A 21,071-nucleotide genomic window follows, 5' to 3' on the forward strand; every position below is an offset into this window, starting at 1 on the left:
GGGACAGGTGCTCCTCCGCAAACTATCCACCTCAAACGGCGCATTTCGGTTTGGCTCGAGTTCGCCGGGTGAACGGTGGTCGATGGGGCGTCAACGGGTACGGACCTCGGTGCTTGTCGGCCGGGTCGCGCGTCAATCGGTGACCCCGCTCCTGCGGGTCTGCCTCACTGATTCGCCGGTCACCGTTAAACTTGCCCCGATGCCCGCCATGCCTGAAGGTTGCCTGACCAGCGACGGTCCGGTATGACCGACCCGACAGGCGGCCCCGTGGACACCGCGCCGGCGGTCCCGGACGACGAACCGGTGCCAGGCCTGACCGGCCGCGTCCCCCGCCGGACCCCCGAACCGGCGCCCCGCACCTCGCACGGACCCGCCAAGGTCATCGCGATGTGCAACCAGAAGGGCGGCGTCGGCAAGACCACCTCGACGATCAACCTCGGTGCCAGCCTGGCCGAGTACGGCAGGCGGGTGCTGCTCGTCGACCTCGACCCGCAGGGCGCGCTGTCGGCCGGGCTGGGCGTGCCGCACTACGAGCTCGAGCACACCGTGCACAACCTGCTGGTGGAGCCGCGGGTGTCGATCGACCAGGTGCTGATCAAGACCAGGGTGCCGGGCCTGGACCTGGTGCCCAGCAACATCGACCTGTCGGCCGCCGAGATCCAGCTCGTCAACGAGGTGGGCCGCGAGCAGACCCTGGCCCGCGCGCTGTACCCGGTGCTCGACCGCTACGACTACGTGCTGATCGACTGCCAGCCGTCACTGGGGCTGCTGACCGTCAACGGGCTGGCGTGCAGCGACGGGGTGATCATCCCGACCGAGTGCGAGTTCTTCTCGCTGCGCGGGCTGGCGCTGCTGACCGACACCGTCGAGAAGGTGCACGACCGGCTGAACCCGAAGCTGTCGATCAGCGGAATCCTGATCACCCGCTACGACCCGCGCACGGTGAACTCGCGCGACGTGATGGCCCGCGTCGTGGAGCGCTTCGGCGATCTGGTGTTCGACACCGTCGTCACCCGCACCGTGCGCTTTCCCGAGACCAGCGTCGCGGGCGAACCGATCACCACCTGGGCGCCGAAATCGGCTGGGGCCGAGGCGTATCGGGCGCTCGCGCGTGAGGTCATCCACCGGTTCGGCGCGTGAGCGAGACATCTGGACAAGAGTCGGCGCCGGTTGGTTTCCAGGTTCGGCTCAGTAATTTCGAGGGCCCGTTCGACCTGCTGCTGCAACTGATCTTCGGGCACCGGCTGGACGTCACCGAAGTGGCGTTGCACACGGTCACCGACGAGTTCATCGCCTATACCAAGCAGATCGGACCCCAGCTCGGGCTCGACGAGACGACGTCGTTCCTGGTGGTCGCCGCGACCCTGCTGGACCTGAAGGCGGCGCGGCTGCTGCAGGCCGGCGAGATCCACGACGAGGAAGACCTGGCGCTGCTGGAGGTGCGCGACCTGCTGTTCGCCCGGCTGCTGCAATACCGGGCGTTCAAGCACGTGGCCCTGATGTTCGCCGAGCTGGAGAACGCGGCGCTGCGCAGCTACCCGCGAGCGGTGTCGCTGGAGGACCGCTACGCCGAGTTGCTGCCCGAGGTGATGCTGGGCGTGGACGCCGCCCGGTTCGCCGAGATCGCGGCCACAGCGTTCACCCCACGCCCGGTGCCGACCATCGGCACCGACCACCTGCACCAGGTCGCGGTCTCGGTGCCCGAACAGGCCGCCAACCTGATGGCGCTGCTCGAGCGGCGGGGGATCGGCCACTGGGCATCCTTCACCGATCTGGTCGCCGACTGCCAGGCCCCGATCGAGATCGTGGGGCGCTTCCTGGCGCTGCTCGAGTTGTACCGGGCCAGGGCGGTAGCATTCGAGCAACCAGAACCGCTTGGTGTGCTCCAGATTTCGTGGACCGGAGAGCGGCCTAACAGCCAACAGTTGGCGACCGCGGACGCGGAATAGAAAAGACTATGACAGAAGACATCTCGACCGGCACCGAGCTTGACGACGCAGAGCCCGGTGAGGTCACCGACGCCGAGCTGGACGACGCCGAACTGGACGCGGTGCTGGAGGCGTTGCTGCTGGTGGTGGACACCCCGGTCACCGTTGACGCGCTCTGCACCGCCACCGAGCAGCCGCCCGCCCGGGTCACCGAACGGCTGCGGCTTCTCGCGGCCGGGCTGGCCGCCCGCGACAGCGGTATCGACCTGCGCGAGGCCGCAGGCGGCTGGCGGATGTACACCCGCTCCAAGTACGCCCCCTACGTCGAGAAACTGCTCCTCGACGGGGCGCGGTCCAAGCTGACCCGCGCCGCGTTGGAGACCCTCGCGGTGGTGGCCTACCGTCAGCCCGTCACCCGGGCCAGGGTCAGCGCGGTCCGCGGCGTCAACGTCGACGCCGTGATGCGCACACTGATGGCCCGCGGGCTGATCACCGAGGCGGGCAACGACCCCGACTCCGGTGCGGTGACCTTCGCCACCACCGAGCTGTTCCTCGAGCGGCTCGGGCTGACGTCGCTGACCGACCTGCCCGACATCGCACCCCTACTTCCCGACGTCGACGTGATCGACGACATCAGCGAAAACCTCAGTGAGGAGCCACGTTTCATGAAGCTCAACGGCACATCGGCGCCGCAGGCGCCGGCGGCCATCGACGTGGATCAGGACTGAACCATGACCGAAAACGAAGGAATACGGCTGCAGAAGGTGCTGTCGCAGGCGGGCATCGCCTCACGACGGGTCGCCGAGAAGATGATCCGCGACGGCCGGGTGGAGGTCGACGATCAGATCGTCACCGAACAGGGCACCCGGGTGGATCCCACGGTCTCGGTGATCCGGGTCGACGGCGCCCGCATCGCGGTCGACGACACCCTGGTGCACCTGGCGATCAACAAGCCGCGCGGCATGCACTCCACGATGTCCGACGATCGGGGCCGGCCCTGTGTCGGTGACCTGGTCGAGCACCGCGTGCGAGGCAACAAGAAGCTCTTCCACGTCGGTCGCCTGGACGCCGACACCGAAGGTCTGCTGCTGCTGACCAACGACGGGGAACTGGCCCACCGGTTGATGCACCCGTCCTACGAGGTGCCCAAGGCCTACGTCGCCACCGTGCTCGGCTCGGTGCCCCGTGGGCTGGGCCGCAAGCTGCGCGACGGGATCGAACTCGAGGACGGGCCGGTGCGCCTCGACGACTTCGCGGTGGTCGACACCCTGCCCGGCCGGACGCTGGTGCGGGTGACCCTGCACGAGGGCCGCAAGCGCATCGTGCGCAGGCTGCTGGCCAAGGTGGGTTTCCCGGTGCAGGAGCTGGTGCGCACCGACATCGGCCCGGTCAGCCTCGGCGATCAGCGCCCGGGCAGCATCCGGGCGTTGAACCAGAAGGAGATCGGCGAGTTGTACAAGGCGGTCGGGTTGTGACACCGTCCCTGGTGATTGCCATCGACGGGCCCGCGGGCACCGGAAAGTCCACCGTGGCAAGGGGTTTGGCGACAGCGCTGCATGCGCGCTACCTGGACACGGGTGCGATGTACCGGATCGTCACCTTGGGCGTGCTGCGAGCCGGGGTCGACCTCGCCGACGCCGCGGCGATCGGCGCGGTCGCGCAGGACATCGAGCTGGCGGTCGGCAGCGACCCTGCCGAGGACCGCTCCTACCTGTCCGGTGAGGACGTCTCGGCCGAGATCCGCGGGGACGCGGTCACCAAAGCCGTCTCGGCGGTCTCGGCGGTACCCGCGGTGCGCACCCGGCTGGTCGCACTGCAGCGTGAATTGGCCTCGGCGCCGGGCAATGTCGTCGTCGAAGGCCGCGACATCGGCACCGTGGTGCTGCCCGACGCGGACGTCAAGATCTTCCTGACCGCATCGGCGGAGGAGCGCGCACGGCGCCGCAACGACCAGAACGTCGCCGCGGGGCTACCCGGCGACTACGAGGCGGTGCTCGCCGACGTCAAGCGCCGCGACCATCTGGACTCCACGCGCGCGGTGTCGCCGCTGCGTGCCGCCGACGATGCGGTGGTGGTCGACACCAGCGCCATGAACCAGGCCGAGGTCGTCACCTACCTGACCGAGCTCGTCGAGCAGAAAGCGAGTGTGACGCGATGAGCGAGGACGGCACCTGGTCGGACGAAAGTGACTGGGAGGTCGGGGCCGACGAGGTCGCCGACGCGATCGAGGAAGTCTCCGCCCCGCCGCCGGTGGTGGCGGTGGTCGGCAGGCCCAACGTCGGCAAGTCCACTCTGGTCAACCGGATCCTCGGCCGGCGCGAAGCGGTGGTGCAGGACATTCCGGGCGTGACCCGGGACCGGGTGTCCTACGACGCCAGCTGGTCCGGTCAGCGGTTCGTGGTCCAGGACACCGGCGGGTGGGAACCCGACGCCAAGGGCCTGCAGCAGCTCGTGGCCGAGCAGGCATCGGTGGCGATGCGCACCGCCGACGCGATCATCTTCGTCGTCGACGCGGTGGTGGGCGCCACCGCCGCAGACGAAGCGGCGGCAAAGTTGTTGCAGCGCTCCGGGAAACCGGTGTTCCTGGCCGCGAACAAGGTCGACAACGAGCGCGGTGAGGCCGACGCGGCCGCGCTGTGGTCGCTGGGTCTGGGGCAGCCGCACTCGATCAGCGCCATCCACGGCCGCGGTGTCGCCGACCTGCTCGACGTCGTCATCGCCGACCTGCCCACGATCTCGGAGGTGGCCAGCGCCGGCGGGGGCGGTCCGCGCCGGGTGGCGCTCATCGGCAAGCCGAACGTCGGCAAATCCTCACTGCTGAACCGGCTGTCCGGTGACGAGCGGTCGGTGGTGCACGACGTCGCGGGCACCACGGTGGACCCGGTGGACTCGCTGATCGAAATGGACGGCAAGCTCTGGCGTTTCGTCGACACCGCGGGTCTGCGCCGCAAGGTCGGCCAGGCCAGCGGGCATGAGTTCTACGCGTCGGTGCGCACCCACGGGGCCATCGATTCCGCCGAGGTCGCCATCGTGCTCATCGACGCGTCGCAGCCGCTGACCGAACAGGACCAGCGGGTGCTGTCGATGGTCATCGAGGCCGGCCGCGCGCTGGTGCTGGCCTTCAACAAGTGGGACCTGGTCGACGAGGACCGCCGCTACCTGCTCGACCGCGAGATCGATCTTCAGCTGGCGCAACTGCAGTGGGCGCCCCGAGTGAACATCTCGGCCAAGACCGGCCGGGCCGTGCAGAAACTGGTGCCCGCACTGGAGACCTCGCTGCAGTCCTGGGACACCCGGATCTCGACCGGGCGGCTCAACACGTTCTTCAAGGAGATCGTCGCCGCGACGCCGCCTCCGGTGCGCGGCGGGAAGCAGCCGCGGATCCTGTTCGCCACCCAGGCCACCTCGCGGCCGCCCACCTTCGTACTGTTCACCTCGGGGTTCCTGGAAGCCGGCTACCGGCGCTTCCTGGAGCGCAAGCTGCGCGAGACGTTCGGCTTCGAGGGCAGCCCGATCCGCATCAACGTCCGCGTCCGGGAGAAGAGGGGACCGAAGGCCCGGAGGTGACGGCGCCCGATCGCCGTTAGGCTGAGCCGGGTGTCCGTTCTCGACATGGTCCTCATCGCGCTCGCCGGTGTCGGCGCCGGTGCGATCAACGCGCTCGTCGGCTCCGGCACGCTGATCACCTTCCCGACCCTGGTGGCGCTCGGGTTCCCGCCCGTGACCGCGACGATGTCGAACGCCGTCGGCCTGGTCGCAGGCGGGCTGTCGGGCACCTGGGGATACCGACGCGAACTGCGCGGGCAGTGGAGCCGGCTTCGCTGGCAGATCCCGGCCTCGTTCCTCGGCGCCCTCGGCGGGGCCTGGCTGCTGCTGCATCTGCCCGAGAAGGTGTTCACCCAGGTCGTCCCCGTGCTGCTGGTGCTCGCGCTGGCGCTGGTGGTGATCGGGCCGCGTATCCAGTCGTGGGCCAAGCAGCGGGCCGAGGCCGCGGGCCGCTCGCTCGACCACGTGTCGACGGCGAGGATGGTCGCGCTGGTGGCCGGCACGTTCGCGGTCGGCGTGTACGGCGGATATTTCACGGCGGCACAGGGGATCCTGTTGATCGCCGTGATGGGTGCGCTGCTGCCCGACGACATGCAGCGGATGAACGCGGTCAAGAATCTGCTGTCGCTGATCGTCAACATCGTGGCCGCGGTGGCCTACACCGTGGTGGCGTTCGACCGGATCAGCTGGGCTGCGGCGGGCCTGATCGCGATCGGATCGCTGCTCGGCGGTTTCGCCGGCGCGCACTATGGCCGCCGGCTGTCCCCGGGCGCGCTGCGCGCGGTGATCGTCGTGGTCGGCCTCATCGGGCTGTATCGACTTGTCACCGTGTAGGCTGAACCGGATTTTGGGATCGACTCGATGATGGGAACCTCGATGGCTGTTCGCGTGCTGGTCGCGCTGTCGCCGTCGGAGATTTCTGCGCTGGAGCCCTTCTGGCCGTCGCGTCGGCTGATGGCCTTCGACGAGTGGTGTTGTCCGCGTCCCTGACGCGCCCACCCGTAATCCCTCCGGTCGCCGCGCGGCGACCGCCTCCTGAAGGCAGCCATGCGTTCGCTTCTCATCTTCACCTTCGTCGGAGTCGGCGCCCAGCTCGTGGACGGTGCCCTCGGCATGGCGTTCGGGGTCACCGCGACGACGTTGCTGGTGCTCTCCGGTGTGGGGGCGGCGCAGGCCAGCGCGGCGGTGCACCTCGCCGAGGTCGGCACCACGTTCGCGTCCGGGCTGTCGCACTGGAAGTTCAAGAACATCGACTGGACGCTGGTGGCCAAGCTCGGTGTGCCCGGCGCGGTGGGCGCCTTCCTGGGCGCCACCGTGCTGTCGTCGCTGTCCACCGAGCACGCCGCCCCGTTGATGGCGGCGATCCTGGTGGGCATCGGTGCCTATGTGCTGCTGCGGTTCTCGCTGCGCACGCCGTTGACCTTCGGGACGCGGGGGAGCAGTCACAGCGTCAAGTTCCTGGCCCCGCTCGGTCTGTTCGGCGGTTTCATCGACGCGTCCGGCGGTGGCGGCTGGGGTCCGGTGACCACCAGCACCCTGCTCTCCCAGGGCAAGACCGCGCCGCGGACGGTGATCGGTTCGGTCAGCGCGTCGGAGTTCCTGGTGGCGGTGTCGGCGTCGCTGGGCTTCCTGATCGGGTTGCGTCAGGAATTCCTGGAGAACTGGCCGGTGGTGCTCGGCCTGATGGTCGGCGGGGTGGTCGCCGCGCCGTTCGCGGCGTGGCTGGTGAGCCGGATCAGCCCGGCGCTGCTGGGCACTGCGGTCGGCGGCGTCATCGTGCTCACCAACAGCCAGAAGCTGGTGCACTTCTTCGATATTCAGTGGCCGTGGTCCACCGCGATCTACACGCTGATCGTCGTGGCCTGGGCGTCGCTGGTGGTCTACGCGTGGCGGGTGTCGCGGGCTCCGCAGGTGGCTCCGGAGTCCGCTGCGGCGGCGCCGGCCTCAGAACCGGTCGCGCGCTGACTCCTGCTCCAGCACCGCGTCGAGGTCGCTGAGCCGCTCCATCGAGGACACCGCGCGGCGGGTGCGCATGTTCCGCGCGAGTAGGTCGCGGTGGCGGTGGGTGAAGGCCCAGTAGCCGGCGGTGAACGGACACGCGTCGTCGCCGAGGCGTTTCTTCGGGTCATAGGCGCAGTCCCCACAGTGGTCGCTCATCTTGTTGATGTACGCGCCGCCAGAGGTGTACGGCTTGGTGGCCAGCAGCCCGCCGTCGGCATGTTGACTCATGCCGACGACGTTGGTGGGCATCACCCAGCGGAACCCGTCGACGTAGGCGGTGGCGAACCAGTCGGTGAGTTCGTCGGGCCGGTATCCGCGCTGCAGCGCGTGGCTGCCGAGGATCATCAGGCGTTGGATGTGGTGGGTCCAGCCGCGGTCACGGACGCCCTTGAGTGCGTCGTGCAGACACCGTGCGGTGACGGCGTCGGCGTCCAGGTCGGTCCACCAGTCCGGCAGCGGCGTGCGGGCGTCGAGTTCGTTGTGGTCGGTGTAGTCGGGGCCGAAATGCCAGTAGAGGTGCCACATGTACTCGCGCCAGCCGAGGATCTGGCGGATGAAGCCCTCGACGGCCGCCAGCGGCGCCTGCTTGTCCCGGTAGGCCTGTTCGGCTTTGTCCACAGCTTCGAGCGGGTGCAGCACGCCGAGGTTGAGCGGGACCGACAGCAGGGAGTGCGCCATCGCCCAGTCGTCGTCCATGATCGCGTCCTCGTACCGGCCGAAGTGGGGGAGTCGGTGCTCGACGAACCGGGTCAGCGCGCGTTGGGCCTCGGCGGGGGTGACGGCGAACAGGCGCGGCCCGTCGGCGCCGACGGTGTCGAGATTCATCGCGTCGAGATCGTGGCGGACCTGGTCGTCGATGTCGTCCTCGCGGGGTTTGTACGGGGCGGGGACGTCGAGGGTGGTCTGCTTCTTGGGCGGGGACTCACGGTTGTCCTCGTCGTAGTTCCACCGGTTGCCGACAGGTTCGGAGCCGTTCATCAGCACGCCGAAGCGGCGGCGCTGGTCGCGGTAGAAGTCCTCCATCCGGAACCGGGTGCGCTCGCCGGCCCAATCTTGGAAATCCTTGCGGGACAACGCGAAGGTCGACGTCGGCAGGATATCGGCGACCAATCCCTTCTTCCTGAGCCGGTGCACGAAGAGTTCGGCGGCATGCGAGGTCGGTTCGTGGACGAGCGCGGGACGTTTGAACTGCGTGAGCGCGTCGGTGTAGGTGTCGGCCCGGAGCAGGGTGGCGCGGTCGCCGAGGTCGCGCTCGGCATGGCGCAGGGCCGAGAGCACGAGGTGCAGTTTCTGGCGGTGGTAGCGCCGCTTGGCCAGCGCTGATCGGGCTTCGATGAGGACGATCTCGCGGTGGGCGTGCTCGCCGCCGTGGACGGCCGGGCCGAGCTGATCGGCGAACAACCACAGGGGAGTGTCATCGGCGCTCACCCCGCAGGGATGCCCCGAACCGCGACGACCACCGCGGTTGGGATTCCGGTGTCACGCTGATGTAAGCTTTCGACCGCTGCCGGCGATCCCGGCAGCGCCGCGGGCTGTGGCGCAGCTTGGTAGCGCACTTGACTGGGGGTCAAGTGGTCGCAGGTTCAAATCCTGTCAGCCCGACGTAGGTCAGAGGCGGTTTCCGGAGAACGGGAGCCGCCTTTCTCCATTCCGTAGTGCCTTGGCATACCGCCTTCAATGTCCCAACGCGTCGCCGAGGCCCTTTCACCCAAAGCGACGGCGTCGATGCCCCGCACAGATCTCCGGTGATGCGCGCCGACGGGTCAACGGGCGCGGTCTTGGTCCCCGCGCGCAGCGTGTGTTTCGAGGTTCGCGGCGTGCGTGCCTACATAATGGCCGGGTGTCGAAGCGTGCGGAGTACGTGTTCGCGTTGTATGAGGGTTCACTAGCCGATCCCGGCGACCGCAACCCGTACGCGGGTCAGTCGCTGGTTCTCGCGAAGCTGTGGATGCGTGGTTACATGCGGATGCTGCGGGTGCGGATCGAGACAGGGCCTGCGATGCAGCGCTCTCGAGGAGAGGTCGCCTAACCCGCTCTGGCAGCAGTTCATCAGCGGCGCACAGCGCGAACGAATGCTGAACGTCTACCGCGGGCTGCGCGGCAGGGCATCGGCGACATTCTCGCCGTGGCGCACGAGCTTGACGGCGCACCATAGAGCCAGCCTGGCTATGGCAGACGTGGTTGAACCGATTCGACCCGACAAATCACCACAGGCGGCGCTCAGCCCTGTGCCACATCATCAGCCCTGAAAGACGCCTTCCTGGCCGCCTGAGTGAGCCATGCTGGTCGCTCGATTGGTTGCCGTGATGTCGCGAGACACGGAATAGCAGCGGATCGACTTCAGGTCCGCGGTTTTCCGCTCGGGGACTATCAGGCCGCCTCATTGTCGGGTGGTGCCCGGCCCGCCGGCTTGTCCGTGCTCGTCGGCCGTCGGGGGCTCGTCCGTCTCGGCGTCACTGATCGCAGCGCCGGGCACCACACTGTGGTTGTCGCGCAACAGCTCTGGCTCCTCGGGTGGACGGAGGAGGCGTTCGGGGCGGTGGTAGTTGTTGACGTGGGCTTGCCCCTTGTCCAGGTCGGGCGGGGGAATCCATTCCACCTCGCATCGCTCGTTCATCCGGGTGCTCCAACCACCCTCGGTGACCGACCGGTTGTCCGGCCCGCACGCCAGGCCGAGTTCGTCGATGTTGGTGTTGCCGCCGTCGACCCAATCGGCGACCACGTGATGGACCTGGGATCCGTAGGCGCCGACGGTGCAGCACGGTTTCGTGCAGCCGCCGTCGCGGGCGATCAGCATGATCCGCTGCGCCGGAGAGGCCAGCCGCTTGGTGCGGAACAGATCCAACGCCGACCCGGTCGCGCGGTCGAACACCGCCAGATAGTGGTTGGCATGCCCGGCCATCCGGATGACGTCGGCGATCGGCAGGACGGTGCCGCCACCGCTGACACCGACTCCGGCCCGCGATTCCAGATCTTGCAACGTGGTGCGGATGATCACCGACACCGGCAACCCATTGAGCTTCCCGAGTTCCCCGCTCATTAGCGCAATACGACCGACCGCGACGAAGGCGTCGTGCTGGCGCTGGGCCAGGCTGCGTTGATCGTTGTCAATCTGGGCTTGCGAGGTGTGCCGGAAGTGCAGGGTTCGGGATCGTCGGGGTTACACATTCCGGGGGCGGCGTACTTGGCGAAGATCGCCTCCAACACCGCGCGGGCCTCCGGGGTCAACTGCGCAGTCATGGTGGTCATCGCGTCGGCGCCCTGCTTACCTAACGAGACGCCGCGCTTGCGGGCACGTTCGGTGTCATCAGGCTCCGGACCGTCCTGATCCATCAGGAACAACGTCCGATCCGCGGAGTCCTTCAACTCCTTCGGGCCATTGCCCACCGCAGTACGCACCAGGTCGACCTCGAACTGCTCCCGGGTGGCGGTGTCCACCCAGCCCGGTACCTTCTTGCTCGATTTTCGGATCACTTCGACGTGTTCGGCGTTGATCCAGCCGCGCGCCTGGGCCATCGCAGTCGCCGGCAAAAGCGGCGGCAACGGCGGCCCGGTCAACGACCTCCGCGGTGCCAACACCTCGGCCTCGGCCAGCCGCCGGTGGGCCTCCGACCCCGAGATCCGCCACCGAGTCGTGAGGACGTCTTTCCAGGACTTCGCGCCCATCTGCTGCGGAGTGGCCTCGGCCTGCAACCGCGCCAGCAGCCGGTGGCTCATCGCCGGTAGTTGGCACGACAGAGTCTCGAGGTCGTCCAGAACGGCAACAAGATCCGGCCGCGTCAGCAGATCCACCTCGTACGCGGCCACCTCCTCGAATGCAGCCCGCACCGCGCTGACCGCGCTTTGCAAGTCCCCACCCGCCATATATCGAACATACATTCGACCACCGACAAATCCAGTCCTTCAAGATGCTTCGACCCCGACGGTCGGGCTGCGATCGTCCGACATCGTCCGTTGGGATTCCGGTTCAGCAGTTGGTTGGAATACCCTGCAGCGCTGCCGAATACGGCGACCGAAATCGAACAGGCGAACCTGATGATCTGGGTGCGACAGCGCTCCGAGAGCGCCGTCGAACGCGGTGCCCCCCGCTATACCCCCTCGGACCTACATGCCCTGACGCGTGAGTTTCATGAACAAATTTCACAGTCTCCTCAGCCTTCATTCCGAGAACACAGATAACAATTGCGCTGCGCATCGTTCAGCTTTGAAGGGACATCCGTTGCGCATGCGCAAGGTGTTGGGTGCGGCGCTGACCGCACTGCGCTGTCCACAACGTCGTTGGCCGTGGCTGCACCGACCGCGCATGCCGGCACGGTGAATTGGGATGCGTTCGCGCACTGCGAATCCAGCCGCAACTGGGCCGCCAACACCGGCAACGGGGTCTACGGCGGCCTGCAGTTCTTGCCGTCCGCCTGGCGCGAACACGGCGGTGTTGGCTCGCCGGCGCAAACGCCACGTGAGTACCAGATCATGGTCGCCGAACGGGTCCTTCGCACGCAGGGGATCGGCGCTGGCCCGTCTGCGGCGCTTTCGCCCTTTCCCCGAGGTCGTCGGCTCCTGCCGGTACCGGCAGCGCATGGCCATCGCCCCCGACCGCAGATGAGACGTAGGTCACCAGAAAGTTATGAACTTCTATCACAATCTCCTCAACGTTCACTGAGAGATCAGCAGTAACAATGACGGTCATCCGAAATCGACCACCACGTCGGTGCGTGAGGTTCACACGTTCGGCGGCCGAGGGGGAATTCCGTGCACATGCTCCGAGGAGTAGGCGTGGCACTGACCGCGGCAGCGCTGTCGACGGCGTCGGTCGCGGTGGCAACGCCGAACGCTCACGCCAGCACCGTGAACTGGGACGCGGTCGCTCAGTGCGAATCCAGCGGCAACTGGGCGATCAACACCGGCAACGGGTTCTACGGCGGCCTGCAGTTTCTGCCGGCGACTTGGCGGGAGCACGGCGGCGTCGGCTCCCCGGAACGAACTCCGCGCGAGTACCAGATACTCATCGCCGAGCGTGTGCTGCGCACGCAAGGTATCGGTGCCTGGCCTGTCTGTGGGGCGTTCGCTCTGTCCCCGAGGTCTTCGGCTCCTCCCGGTACCGGCAGCGCATGCCGGGTGATGTCCGGGATCCAGTTCGGCGTCGTGAACCTCGGCAGGATGTGTGCCGCGCTGACGAATCAGGCGCGCGCTGTCGCTTCCATGCTGGCCCGCTGAGCCCGGCCCGGCACCGTCACGGCATGACCGCGGACCGCCAGGCCAGCGGATTGAGCTCCCGGTACGGGTCACTGCTGCGGATACGTCGGAGGTCGTCCAGGTCGGATTCCAGCTGCGCCTGCACCTCGGCCTTGAGCTTGACTATCCACGCCTCCCGCTCGACGCCGTCCGGCGGTGATGAGCTGATGGGCGGCCCGAAACGAAGGTACATCCGTTGCGGGCGGGGAATGAGGGTTGGCCCGACCCCGCGCAGCAGTGGCATGGCCATGTCCGGCGGTCCGCCGGTGCGCTTACCGAGCCAACCGCTGAACCGGCCCCACACGCTGTCGCGGGTGACCAGGCTGGTGTAGACGTCGTCCGCGCCGACCAGTGCAGCGGTGACGATCGGATAGTCGTGATCGCTGGCCAGGCGAGCGAAGCCGTAGCGGTTGTCCCACCGCAGCCGGTATTCCTCACCTTTGAACTTCGCGATCTCGCGGCCACCACCTGGAAAGACCAGGATGGTCTCGCCGTGACGCATGAGTGCGCCGGCCGTCTCGGGGGAGCCCACCACCGCGCCGTAGGCGGCGATCAGATCGGCCTGCAACCCCCTGGCCTTTCCGAACTGCCGGTCGGCCAGGGGCCGGACCTGTTTGCCAATCGTGTGGCGCACGAAGTACGGGATCATCACGATCTCGGCGAACGACATCTGTGTGTGATTGCCGACGATCAGGAAGCGGCCGTCGGCCGGCAGACCGTCCAGACCCTCGACGTAGGGGCGATACAGATTCATCAGCGGTTCGAGATTGTCGGCGGCGACCGTGAGCAGGGTGCGCCACATGCGTTCGCCCGGGGGGACGACGATGACGTCGCTGCCCGCAGGGGTGCGTCGGCGTTCGCAGTCATTGCGTGCCATCCTCTCCCAGGGGCAGTCCGCCGACCTGAGGACGTGTGAGACCTCGGAGTCCGAAGGGTACCGGCGCCGGTCGGGAGGGCTTCTTGTTCCCCCGATTGTACAAACCGGGCCTGAGTGCGCGGCAGGACAGCGTACGGGGACTCTGCCGCAATGCAATTCGGTGTTTGATGGCGCGCCGTGGCCTCGATGATCCCAGGGCCGGGCGGTCCGCGGCCGCTGGTCCGTCTGGGCGTGCGACACCACCCGACGGCGTGCAAGCGCGACGCGGAATCACCGTCGCCATCCCGGTGTTGCAGAACGTCGTGGCCATCCAAGACCTCTTCCAGCCCCTGACCGTGCGCTCGCTGACGGTGCCCAACCGGTTCGCCATGGCGCCGATGACCCGGCAGGCCTCGCCCGGCGGGGTGCCCGGCGCCGACGTTGCCGAGTACTACCGGCGTCGCGCCGCCGGAGGTGTCGGGCTGATCATCACAGAAGGGGTCCGACTGCCCGACCCGGCCGCGGGTTACCCGTTCGCCATCCCGACGATCGCCGGTGACGATGTCCTCGCCGGCTGGTCACGCGTGGTGGCCGCAGTGCACGCCGAGGGTGGCACGATCGCCGCGCAGCTGTGGCACCAGGGCGCCGAGCGCGACGACGCCGACGGAGTCACGCCGGTCAGTCCGTCCGGAGTGGACGGGCTCGGCCGGCCCAAGGGGCGGGCGCTGGACACCGGCGAACTCCCCGGCATCGCCGATTTGTTCGCACAGGCCGCACGTACCGCCCGCGAGGTCGGCTTCGACGCCGTCGAACTGCACGGGGCCCACGGCTACCTGCTCGACGAATTCTTCTGGGCGCGGACGAATGCCCGCACCGACGGCTACGGGGGCGATCTCGCCGCACGCACCCGATTCCCCGCCGAGGTAGTGGCCGCGGTGCGCGCCGCGGTCGGCCCGGATTACCCCGTCATCTTCCGGTTCTCGCAGTGGAAGGGCCTCGACTACACGGCCTCCATCGCCGACGATCCGACGCAATTGCAGGAGTTGCTCACCCCGTTGGTCGAAGCCGGCGTCGACGTCTTCCACCCGTCGACGCGCCGGCACTACGTGCCTGCGTTCCCCGACCACGACAGCCAGCTCAGCTTGGCGGGCTGGACCAAGAAGGTCGCCGGGCTGCCGGTCATCGCGGTGGGTTCTGTCGGTCTGGAGACGCAATTCCGCAGCGAGAAGCAGGGCCAGGTCATCCAGCCGGCTCCTGTGGAGCGTCTGGTCGAACAGTTCGGGGCCGGCGAGTTCGACATCGTGGCGATCGGGCGCGCGCTGCTCGCCGACCCGGCGTGGGTGAATCGCCTCCGCGACGGCGAACTCGACGCGTTCGCCGGCTACGACCCCGCGACCGCGTTGGCCTCACTCGCCTGACGTGCGGCGCAGGGGGCGTCGGCTGTCATCCGCGCCGGCACAGGGTGCAGTCACTTTCCGGCACCGTCGTGACGCTGATGCGGCGTTTACGCATCTCGACCTGGAGGCGCCCCAGGAGCGCCGGGCGATCCAACGCGTGATCTTGTGGTCGGCCGGTGCTGTCCCGCACGACCTCGACGCGATCATCGCTGTCCCACAGGGCGATTGAGTATCCGAAGTTGTGAGCGGTGCGGTAACGCACGCCCCGGACGGCGGCCCCGGCTGGCTGGTCTTCGAAGATGGCGCGAGCCCACTGCTGGGTGAGCGCGCGAGCCTCGTGGCCATCGGCGAGGCTGGGCAGTGCCCCGATAGCCATGGCTGCTCCAGACTTTGTGAGATCGAACAAGGGCAGCGCCGCGGTGGGTGCCACCACTGACACCCGGTACCGAGGGCAGACGGCGGCGATCCCCGCATCGCCGAAAACTTCACTCGCTGAGGTGGCCAGGTCAGCGCCGACGTAGAGAACGCGTCGACCATCGGGATCGAGCTGCGGGGGGTTGGCCTCGTGGTGGTGGTCGAACCGGTGGAGCGGTCCGAATCGACGGAAGGTCATCCCGTCCGGGGTGTGAGCGCCACGGTGGTACACGCGGCACCACCTCCACCGCGCAGAGTTTGGGCGTGGCGTCCAGTTCCAGCGGAACCCGGCCGCTCGCGGCAACGGACGCGTTGGAGCGTCGAGCGCTCTTACCACGCGGCCGATGTGAGGGCCTGCGCCAGCGCGATCACGGACGCGCTGCCGTGCAACACCATCTCCGCGCGCGGGGTGCGGCCGCCGAACTCGGGTTGTTCGCGCTGCATCCATCGCGAGAGGCTGACCACTCCGCCCGGAAACACCGACTGCAACTCATCGAGGTCGGGAAGGGCGCCGGACGGGTCGTCGGGATTGAATTGCCAAAGCGGCAGGCGCCATTCGCGACCGACCTTGAATCCGATCAACTTGCCGGCGGCGAGCTTGGCGGTGACGCTTTGTGGCGCGACGTCGAGAAGCTGTGCGGCTTCATCGCGGCTGATGCTCTCTGCCGACAATTGGCGGCGCTGCGCGAACTGGTCCTTCAGGTCGGCGAACACTGCCTGCGCGGCGGTGGTCGAGTCTGGTGCCTGCCCCCAGAATCTCTCATCGAGTCCGTCGTCGGGGTCGGCGGTCACGGCCGCGCGCAGGCGGTCGAGCTCATCGTCAGACGCTGCGTTGACGACCGATGTCGCAGACGCCCGCAGCTGCCGGCGATCATCGATCGTCGCGGCCGGATCGATGACCGCGTCGAGGGGCACCACTGCCAGGCCGGCCTTGCGCAGGGCACGCTCCAGCGGCCCGCGTTCGGGACCGTCGACCGGAAGGCCTTCCGGAAGGCGATTCGTCGGCTCGTCGGCCGCGGCGGGTTCCAGGACGAAGATCTCGGTCATACCTGTCACCTCCTCTACGCAGGATACGCAGCATAAATCGCCTTCGCCAGGCATGCGTGAAAACCCAGCCGGGGCGGTGAGCAGGGTTCCCTGCGAGTCCTGCCCGGTCGCGCGAGCCGCATGCAGACCGGAATTGCCCGGCGCCCTCGAGTAGCCGGCGTTAGCCTGGACCAGGACTGCTCGGGAATGCTTGCGCGATCGCCGTATTGGCCGGGGAGGCCGGGCAAGTGAATGGACGTCCCATGAGAGCCGACGACGCCGAAGCGCTGCTGGTGAAGGTGCGCAGGTACTGCATGGAACTGCCTGACGTGACCGCAGCGCCGCCCGGCGCCCGACGCCTACCGACGGCCACGCCCCGAAGTTCTCGTCGCCCGACTGGATCCCGCCGGCGGGCATCGAACCGACAGACAGGAGGCCGGCATGAGTGATAACGAAGACTGGAACACGAAGGTCATCAACGAGTTTCGTGCCAACGGAGGAAGGGTCGGCGGCAACTTCGAAGGCGCTCCGGTGGTGCTCGTGCACCATACCGGGCGCAAGAGCGGCAAACAGAACGTGACGCCGATGATGTACCTGCAGGACGAGCAGGACCCCTCCACCATCTATGTCTTCGCGTCCAAGGCCGGTGCCCCGTCGAATCCCGCCTGGTACTACAACCTGACCGCCGCCGGGCGGGCCAACATCGAGATCGGCACCGAGACTCACGATGTCTCGGTCACCGAGGTCACGGGGGAGGACCGGGACCGCATCTACGCCGAGCAGGCCCGCCGTTACCCGGGTTTCGGCGAGTACGAGGAGAAGACCGCCGGGATCCGGGCCATCCCGGTGCTGGCTCTGCGCCGCGTCTGACGTCCCCTGTGCGGCGGATCTGATCTACTATCTGCGTATGGATGCAGATAGTAGATCCTGTGGCCGCCGGTTACCCGACGACGAGGTGAACCTGGTAGTCGAGGTGTTCCGGATGCTGGCCGACGCGACCCGCGTACAGATCCTGTGGGCGCTCGTCAGCCGTGAGATGTCGGTCAACGACCTCGCCGCCCACATCGGCAAACCGGCGCCGTCGGTGTCCCAGCATCTGGCGAAGCTGCGGATGGCGCGGCTGGTCCGGCCGCGCCGCGAAGGCACCACGATCTTCTACAGCCTGGACAACGACCACGTCCGGCAGTTGGTCACCGACGCGGTGTTCAATGCCGAGCACGCCGGACCCGGCGTTCCCGGGCACCACCGCGACGCCGCCGATCTCGCGACGCTGCATGCCGATCCGCAGCAACCTTCCGGGAACGGACGTCGCGCATGAGTCACGAAAGCGGTGCGCACCACCACGGCCACGCTCATCCCCACGCCCACGCTCATCCCCACGCCCACGAGCAACACGGCCGTTTCGGCGCCGTGAGGCACGCGGTCCGGGAAGTGTTCGCGCCGCACAGCCACGACGCCTCCGACAGCATCGACGACGCACTGGAATCCAGCGCCGCCGGCATTCGCGCGGTCAAGATCAGCCTCGTCGTGCTGGGGCTGACCACGCTCGCACAGGTCGTCATCGTCGTCATCTCCGGCTCTGTGGCCCTGGCCGCCGACACCATCCACAACTTCGCCGACGCGCTGACCGCGATCCCGCTGTGGATCGCCTTCTCGCTCGGCACCAGAGCCGCCACCCGCAGGTTCACCTACGGCTTCGGCCGGGCCGAGGATCTGGCCGGGCTGTTCGTCGTCGCGATGATCGCGATGTCGGCCGTCATCGCCGGATACGAAGCCGTCATGCGTTTGATCCACCCGCAGCCGATCGATTATCTGGGTTGGGTGGCACTGGCCGGGCTGGTCGGGTTCCTCGGCAACGAATGGGTCGCGCTCTACCGCATCCGCGTCGGCCGGCGCATCGGCTCGGCAGCCCTGGTGGCCGACGGCCTACATGCCCGCACCGACGGATTCACCTCGTTGGCAGTGCTTTTCAGCGCCGGCGGGGTGGCTCTCGGTTTTCCCCTGGCCGATCCGATCATCGGGCTGGTGATCACCGTCGCGATCCTCGCTGTACTGCGCACCGCGGTACGCGACGTCTTCGCCCGTCTACTGGACGGCGTCGACCCGGCGCTCGTCGACGCTGCCGAAGCGGCGCTGGCCGACCGGCCCGGGGTGCGCGGGGTCCGGAACGTCCGTATGCGCTGGGTGGGACACCGTTTGCACGCCGACGCCGAGCTGGACGTCGACCCGGCGTTGAGCCTGGTCGAAGCGCACCGCCTCGCCCACGATGCCGAGCACGAGCTCACCCATGCCGTGCCGAAGCTGTCCTCGGCGGTGATTCACGCCTACCCGCACGCAGGCAGCGCCGACGAGGCGGTGGCGGTTACCGAGCGAGGTCCGGCGTCGACGATAATTCCCGGGTGAATCCTGAGACGTCCGAGCCCGTCGGCACCACCCGGTTCGGTCGCTTCGAGTGGCGCGACCTGACCCAGGCGGCGGTGTTCGCCGGCCTGCTCGCCGCGCTCGGCCTCCCCGGCACCCTGACTTTCGGACCCACCGGCGTCCCGATCACCCTGCAGACCCTGGGCGTGATGTTGGCCGGGTCCATCCTCGGGCCCCGCAAGGGCGCATTGGCGATCGTGCTGTTCGCGGTCCTGGCCGTCGCCGGATTGCCCATCCTGGCCGGCGGCCGTACCGGCCTGGTGTCGCTGTCGTCACCGACCGCCGGATTCTTCATCGGCTGGTTGCCGGCCGTCATCGTGATCGGGTTTCTGACTGCACTGATGATGCCGCGCTACCGGGTGCTGTGGGGCATCCTCATCAACGTCGTCGGCGGCATGGGGGTGATCTACCTCTTCGGCACGGTCGGTTTGATGCTGCGCACCGACCTGTCCTGGTGGGCCGCACTGTCCACCAACGGCATCTACGTGCCCGGCGACATCGCCAAAGCCGTGGTGTGCGCCTATGTCGCCGCGCAGGTCCACCGGGCCCGCCCCGGTCTCATCACGTCCCGCCGGGCAGCCCCCGCCGATGGCTGACGATCCACCGGGTGCGATCGTCGTCGAGAACGTGTCGCACGCGTTCGGTGACCGCCCCGTCCTGCGCGACGTCTCGCTGACGCTGACCGAGCGGCGGATCGCCGTCGTCGGCGCCAACGGCAGCGGCAAGTCGACGCTGGCGCGGCTGTTCAACGGCCTGGTCGTGCCGGACCGCGGAGCGGTGCGCGTGCACGGCCTCGACACCAGGCGCTCCGTCAAGCAGGTGCGCCGCCTGGTCGGGTTCGTGTTCACCGACCCGGACCGGCAGATCCTGATGCCCACCGTCGGCGAGGACGTCGAGCTGTCACTGTCGCGCCTGTCGCTGGACCGGCGGGCCCGCGCCGAACGGGTGGCACAGGTGCTGGAACGGTTCGGCCTGGCCGGTCATGCGGATCAGCCCGCCCACCTGCTCTCCGGCGGCCAGAAGCAGTTGCTGGCGCTGGCGACGGTACTGGTCACCGAACCGTCGGTCGTGGTAGCCGACGAACCGACCACCCTGCTCGATCTGCGTAACGCCAGGATGCTGCGGGCCGCGTTCGCTGCCCTGGACACCCAACTCGTGCTGGTCACCCACGACCTCGATCTGGCGGGTGACGCCGATCGGGTCGTCGTGCTCGACGACGGCCGGGTGGTGGCCGACGACGTGCCGTCGGTCGCGCTGCCGGCCTATCGGCAGCTGATGTCATGACCGTGTTGGGGGACTACCGGCCCGGGCGGTCGTGGCTGCACCGGATGCCTGCCGGGGCGAAGCTGGTCGGCCTGGGCGTGCTGATCGTCACGATGACAGTGGTGGTGAACTCCCCGGCACGGCTCGGTGTGGCGGCCGCCGCGGTGTTGGTCGGCGTGGCCTCGGCGCGGTTGTCCCCGCGGGTGCTGATCAGGCAACTGTGCCAGGTCTTCTGGGTGGTCGGCTTCATCTTCGTGCTGCAGGTGCTGCTCACCGACTGGCAGCGCGCGCTGGTGGTGTGCGGGGTGCTGCTGCTGGCGGTGTGCCTGGCCGCGATCGTCACGCTGACCACCAGGACGGCCGACATGCTGGACGCCGCGACCCGGGCGATGACGCCGCTGGCGCGGTTCGGATTCCCAGTCCGGCAGGTGGCCATCGCGCTGGCGCTGACGATCCGGTCGATCCCGCTGCTGGTGGAGATCATCCGGCAGGTCGAGGAGGCCCGCCGGGCACGCGGGCTGCGAATCTCGCCGCGGATCGTGTTCGTGCCGGTGATCGTCGCGGCACTGCGCGCTGCCGACGATTTCAGCGAGGCGCTGATCGCCCGCGGGATCGATTGATCAGCAGCAGTTGGGGTCGAGCGCGGTGCACAGCGCCTGCAGCGCCTCGGGCCGCACGCGGTGGTAGACGCTCATCCCGCGGCGTTCGGAAACCACCAGCCCGGCCTTGCGGAGCTGGCCGAGATGATGGCTCACCGTCGACTCGGCCAGCTCCAGGATGGTCGCGAGATCACCCGAACTCTCTTCGCCCGCAGGGGAACTGAACAGATACGACACGATCCGGACCCGCGCCGGATCGGCCAGCGCCTTGAGGCGGACCGCGATCTCGAGGGCGTCGGCATCGCTCATCGGTCCCGAGGCCACCGGTGCGCAGCACACCGGCGTCGTCGTATCGATCACCGGTAGCGCTTTGGGCATACGACCATGG

General features: G+C 68.3%; 22 protein-coding genes, 1 tRNA gene and 2 pseudogenes. 19 read left to right on the top strand and 6 right to left on the bottom strand.

Annotated features, from left to right (window positions below):
* Positions 1-243: 243 nt before the first annotated feature.
* From C6A87_RS13700 to C6A87_RS13735, 8 genes are all read left to right on the top strand, one after another.
* Positions 244-1,140: a ParA family protein gene (locus C6A87_RS13700; RefSeq protein ID WP_003932146.1), complete on the top strand. Its 897-nt coding sequence runs from the start codon at positions 244-246 to the stop codon at positions 1,138-1,140.
* Positions 1,137-1,949, top strand: a complete 813-nt coding sequence (locus C6A87_RS13705) for a segregation/condensation protein A (RefSeq protein ID WP_311117697.1) — start codon at positions 1,137-1,139, stop codon at positions 1,947-1,949. Before C6A87_RS13700 ends, C6A87_RS13705 begins: the two co-directional genes overlap by 4 nt.
* 8 nt (positions 1,950-1,957) lie before the next feature.
* The gene (gene scpB / locus C6A87_RS13710; RefSeq protein ID WP_311117698.1) at positions 1,958-2,656 is read left to right on the top strand and encodes an SMC-Scp complex subunit ScpB; all 699 of its coding nucleotides are present in this window, start codon (positions 1,958-1,960) and stop codon (positions 2,654-2,656) included.
* A gap of 3 nt (positions 2,657-2,659) precedes the next feature.
* Entirely contained in the window at positions 2,660-3,403 is a 744-nt protein-coding gene (locus C6A87_RS13715) for a pseudouridine synthase (protein WP_311117699.1), read from the top strand.
* Positions 3,400-4,086, top strand: a complete 687-nt coding sequence (gene cmk / locus C6A87_RS13720; RefSeq protein WP_311117700.1) for a (d)CMP kinase — start codon at positions 3,400-3,402, stop codon at positions 4,084-4,086. Before C6A87_RS13715 ends, cmk begins: the two co-directional genes overlap by 4 nt.
* Entirely contained in the window at positions 4,083-5,495 is a 1,413-nt protein-coding gene (der, locus tag C6A87_RS13725; RefSeq protein ID WP_311117701.1) for a ribosome biogenesis GTPase Der, read from the top strand. The genes cmk and der overlap by 4 nt, the downstream gene beginning before the upstream one ends.
* A gap of 30 nt (positions 5,496-5,525) precedes the next feature.
* A complete protein-coding gene (locus C6A87_RS13730) occupies positions 5,526-6,308 on the top strand; it encodes a sulfite exporter TauE/SafE family protein (protein ID WP_311117702.1) in 783 nt (260 codons plus the stop codon).
* Positions 6,309-6,521: 213 nt separating this feature from the next.
* On the top strand, positions 6,522-7,439 hold the full coding sequence (locus C6A87_RS13735; protein ID WP_311117703.1) for a sulfite exporter TauE/SafE family protein: 918 nt from the start codon (positions 6,522-6,524) through the stop codon (positions 7,437-7,439).
* On the opposite strand, the gene C6A87_RS13740 is transcribed toward C6A87_RS13735, so the two are convergent.
* Positions 7,419-8,903 carry a cryptochrome/photolyase family protein gene (locus C6A87_RS13740; protein WP_311117704.1) on the bottom strand — a complete coding sequence of 495 codons (1,485 nt, stop codon included), beginning with the start codon at positions 8,901-8,903 and terminating at the stop codon, positions 7,419-7,421. The two genes, C6A87_RS13735 and C6A87_RS13740, sit on opposite strands and share 21 nt — an antisense overlap.
* Before the next feature lie 100 nt (positions 8,904-9,003).
* Here C6A87_RS13740 and C6A87_RS13745 point away from each other — a divergent pair.
* Together C6A87_RS13745 and C6A87_RS13750 are read left to right on the top strand one after the other, a co-directional pair.
* Positions 9,004-9,077 (top strand) — tRNA-Pro (locus C6A87_RS13745).
* A 238-nt stretch (positions 9,078-9,315) separates the two neighbouring features.
* A complete protein-coding gene (locus C6A87_RS13750) occupies positions 9,316-9,504 on the top strand; it encodes a hypothetical protein (RefSeq protein WP_003932155.1) in 189 nt (62 codons plus the stop codon).
* A gap of 341 nt (positions 9,505-9,845) precedes the next feature.
* Here the strand turns inward: C6A87_RS13750 and C6A87_RS13755 are convergent.
* A pseudogene (locus C6A87_RS13755) lies at positions 9,846-11,354 on the bottom strand (HNH endonuclease signature motif containing protein).
* 426 nt (positions 11,355-11,780) lie between these two features.
* Here C6A87_RS13755 and C6A87_RS13760 point away from each other — a divergent pair.
* Both C6A87_RS13760 and C6A87_RS13765 read left to right on the top strand, forming a co-directional pair.
* Positions 11,781-11,993: pseudogene (locus C6A87_RS13760) on the top strand (transglycosylase family protein); the annotation flags it as partial.
* Between the two features lie 237 nt (positions 11,994-12,230).
* Entirely contained in the window at positions 12,231-12,689 is a 459-nt protein-coding gene (locus C6A87_RS13765) for a transglycosylase family protein (RefSeq protein ID WP_311117705.1), read from the top strand.
* A gap of 16 nt (positions 12,690-12,705) precedes the next feature.
* Here C6A87_RS13765 and C6A87_RS13770 read toward each other — a convergent pair whose 3' ends face one another.
* On the bottom strand, positions 12,706-13,584 hold the full coding sequence (locus tag C6A87_RS13770) for a lysophospholipid acyltransferase family protein (RefSeq protein ID WP_396837058.1): 879 nt from the start codon (positions 13,582-13,584) through the stop codon (positions 12,706-12,708).
* Between the two features lie 302 nt (positions 13,585-13,886).
* Here C6A87_RS13770 and C6A87_RS13775 point away from each other — a divergent pair, with 302 nt between their 5' ends.
* Positions 13,887-14,981: an NADH:flavin oxidoreductase gene (locus C6A87_RS13775; RefSeq protein ID WP_311117934.1), complete on the top strand. Its 1,095-nt coding sequence runs from the start codon at positions 13,887-13,889 to the stop codon at positions 14,979-14,981.
* A gap of 25 nt (positions 14,982-15,006) precedes the next feature.
* Here C6A87_RS13775 and C6A87_RS13780 read toward each other — a convergent pair whose 3' ends face one another.
* Together C6A87_RS13780 and C6A87_RS13785 are read right to left on the bottom strand one after the other, a co-directional pair.
* Positions 15,007-15,573 (bottom strand): RES family NAD+ phosphorylase, encoded by a 567-nt coding sequence (locus C6A87_RS13780; protein WP_396837059.1) that lies wholly within the window; start codon positions 15,571-15,573, stop codon positions 15,007-15,009.
* A gap of 131 nt (positions 15,574-15,704) precedes the next feature.
* Positions 15,705-16,421, bottom strand: a complete 717-nt coding sequence (locus C6A87_RS13785) for a helix-turn-helix domain-containing protein (RefSeq protein WP_311117707.1) — start codon at positions 16,419-16,421, stop codon at positions 15,705-15,707.
* 420 nt (positions 16,422-16,841) lie between these two features.
* Here C6A87_RS13785 and C6A87_RS13790 point away from each other — a divergent pair, with 420 nt between their 5' ends.
* The 6 genes from C6A87_RS13790 to C6A87_RS13815 are packed head-to-tail and all read left to right on the top strand — an operon-like array spanning position 16,842 to position 20,704.
* The gene (locus C6A87_RS13790) at positions 16,842-17,270 is read left to right on the top strand and encodes a nitroreductase family deazaflavin-dependent oxidoreductase (RefSeq protein ID WP_311117708.1); all 429 of its coding nucleotides are present in this window, start codon (positions 16,842-16,844) and stop codon (positions 17,268-17,270) included.
* A gap of 37 nt (positions 17,271-17,307) precedes the next feature.
* Positions 17,308-17,718, top strand: a complete 411-nt coding sequence (locus C6A87_RS13795) for a metalloregulator ArsR/SmtB family transcription factor (protein WP_311117709.1) — start codon at positions 17,308-17,310, stop codon at positions 17,716-17,718.
* Positions 17,715-18,803 (top strand): cation diffusion facilitator family transporter, encoded by a 1,089-nt coding sequence (locus C6A87_RS13800; protein WP_311117710.1) that lies wholly within the window; start codon positions 17,715-17,717, stop codon positions 18,801-18,803. Before C6A87_RS13795 ends, C6A87_RS13800 begins: the two co-directional genes overlap by 4 nt.
* Positions 18,800-19,417, top strand: a complete 618-nt coding sequence (locus C6A87_RS13805; protein ID WP_311117711.1) for a biotin transporter BioY — start codon at positions 18,800-18,802, stop codon at positions 19,415-19,417. The genes C6A87_RS13800 and C6A87_RS13805 overlap by 4 nt, the downstream gene beginning before the upstream one ends.
* Complete coding sequence (locus C6A87_RS13810; RefSeq protein ID WP_311117712.1) at positions 19,410-20,105, top strand: ABC transporter ATP-binding protein; 696 nt, start codon at positions 19,410-19,412, stop codon at positions 20,103-20,105. The genes C6A87_RS13805 and C6A87_RS13810 overlap by 8 nt, the downstream gene beginning before the upstream one ends.
* Positions 20,102-20,704 carry an energy-coupling factor transporter transmembrane protein EcfT gene (locus C6A87_RS13815; RefSeq protein ID WP_311117713.1) on the top strand — a complete coding sequence of 201 codons (603 nt, stop codon included), beginning with the start codon at positions 20,102-20,104 and terminating at the stop codon, positions 20,702-20,704. The genes C6A87_RS13810 and C6A87_RS13815 overlap by 4 nt, the downstream gene beginning before the upstream one ends.
* Here the strand turns inward: C6A87_RS13815 and C6A87_RS13820 are convergent, their stop codons facing one another.
* A complete protein-coding gene (locus tag C6A87_RS13820; RefSeq protein ID WP_311117714.1) occupies positions 20,705-21,061 on the bottom strand; it encodes an Rv2640c family ArsR-like transcriptional regulator in 357 nt (118 codons plus the stop codon).
* Positions 21,062-21,071 lie beyond the last annotated feature (10 nt).

The organism is Mycobacterium sp. ITM-2016-00317 (assembly GCF_002968295.1).
Taxonomy (GTDB): Bacteria; Actinomycetota; Actinomycetes; order Mycobacteriales; family Mycobacteriaceae; genus Mycobacterium.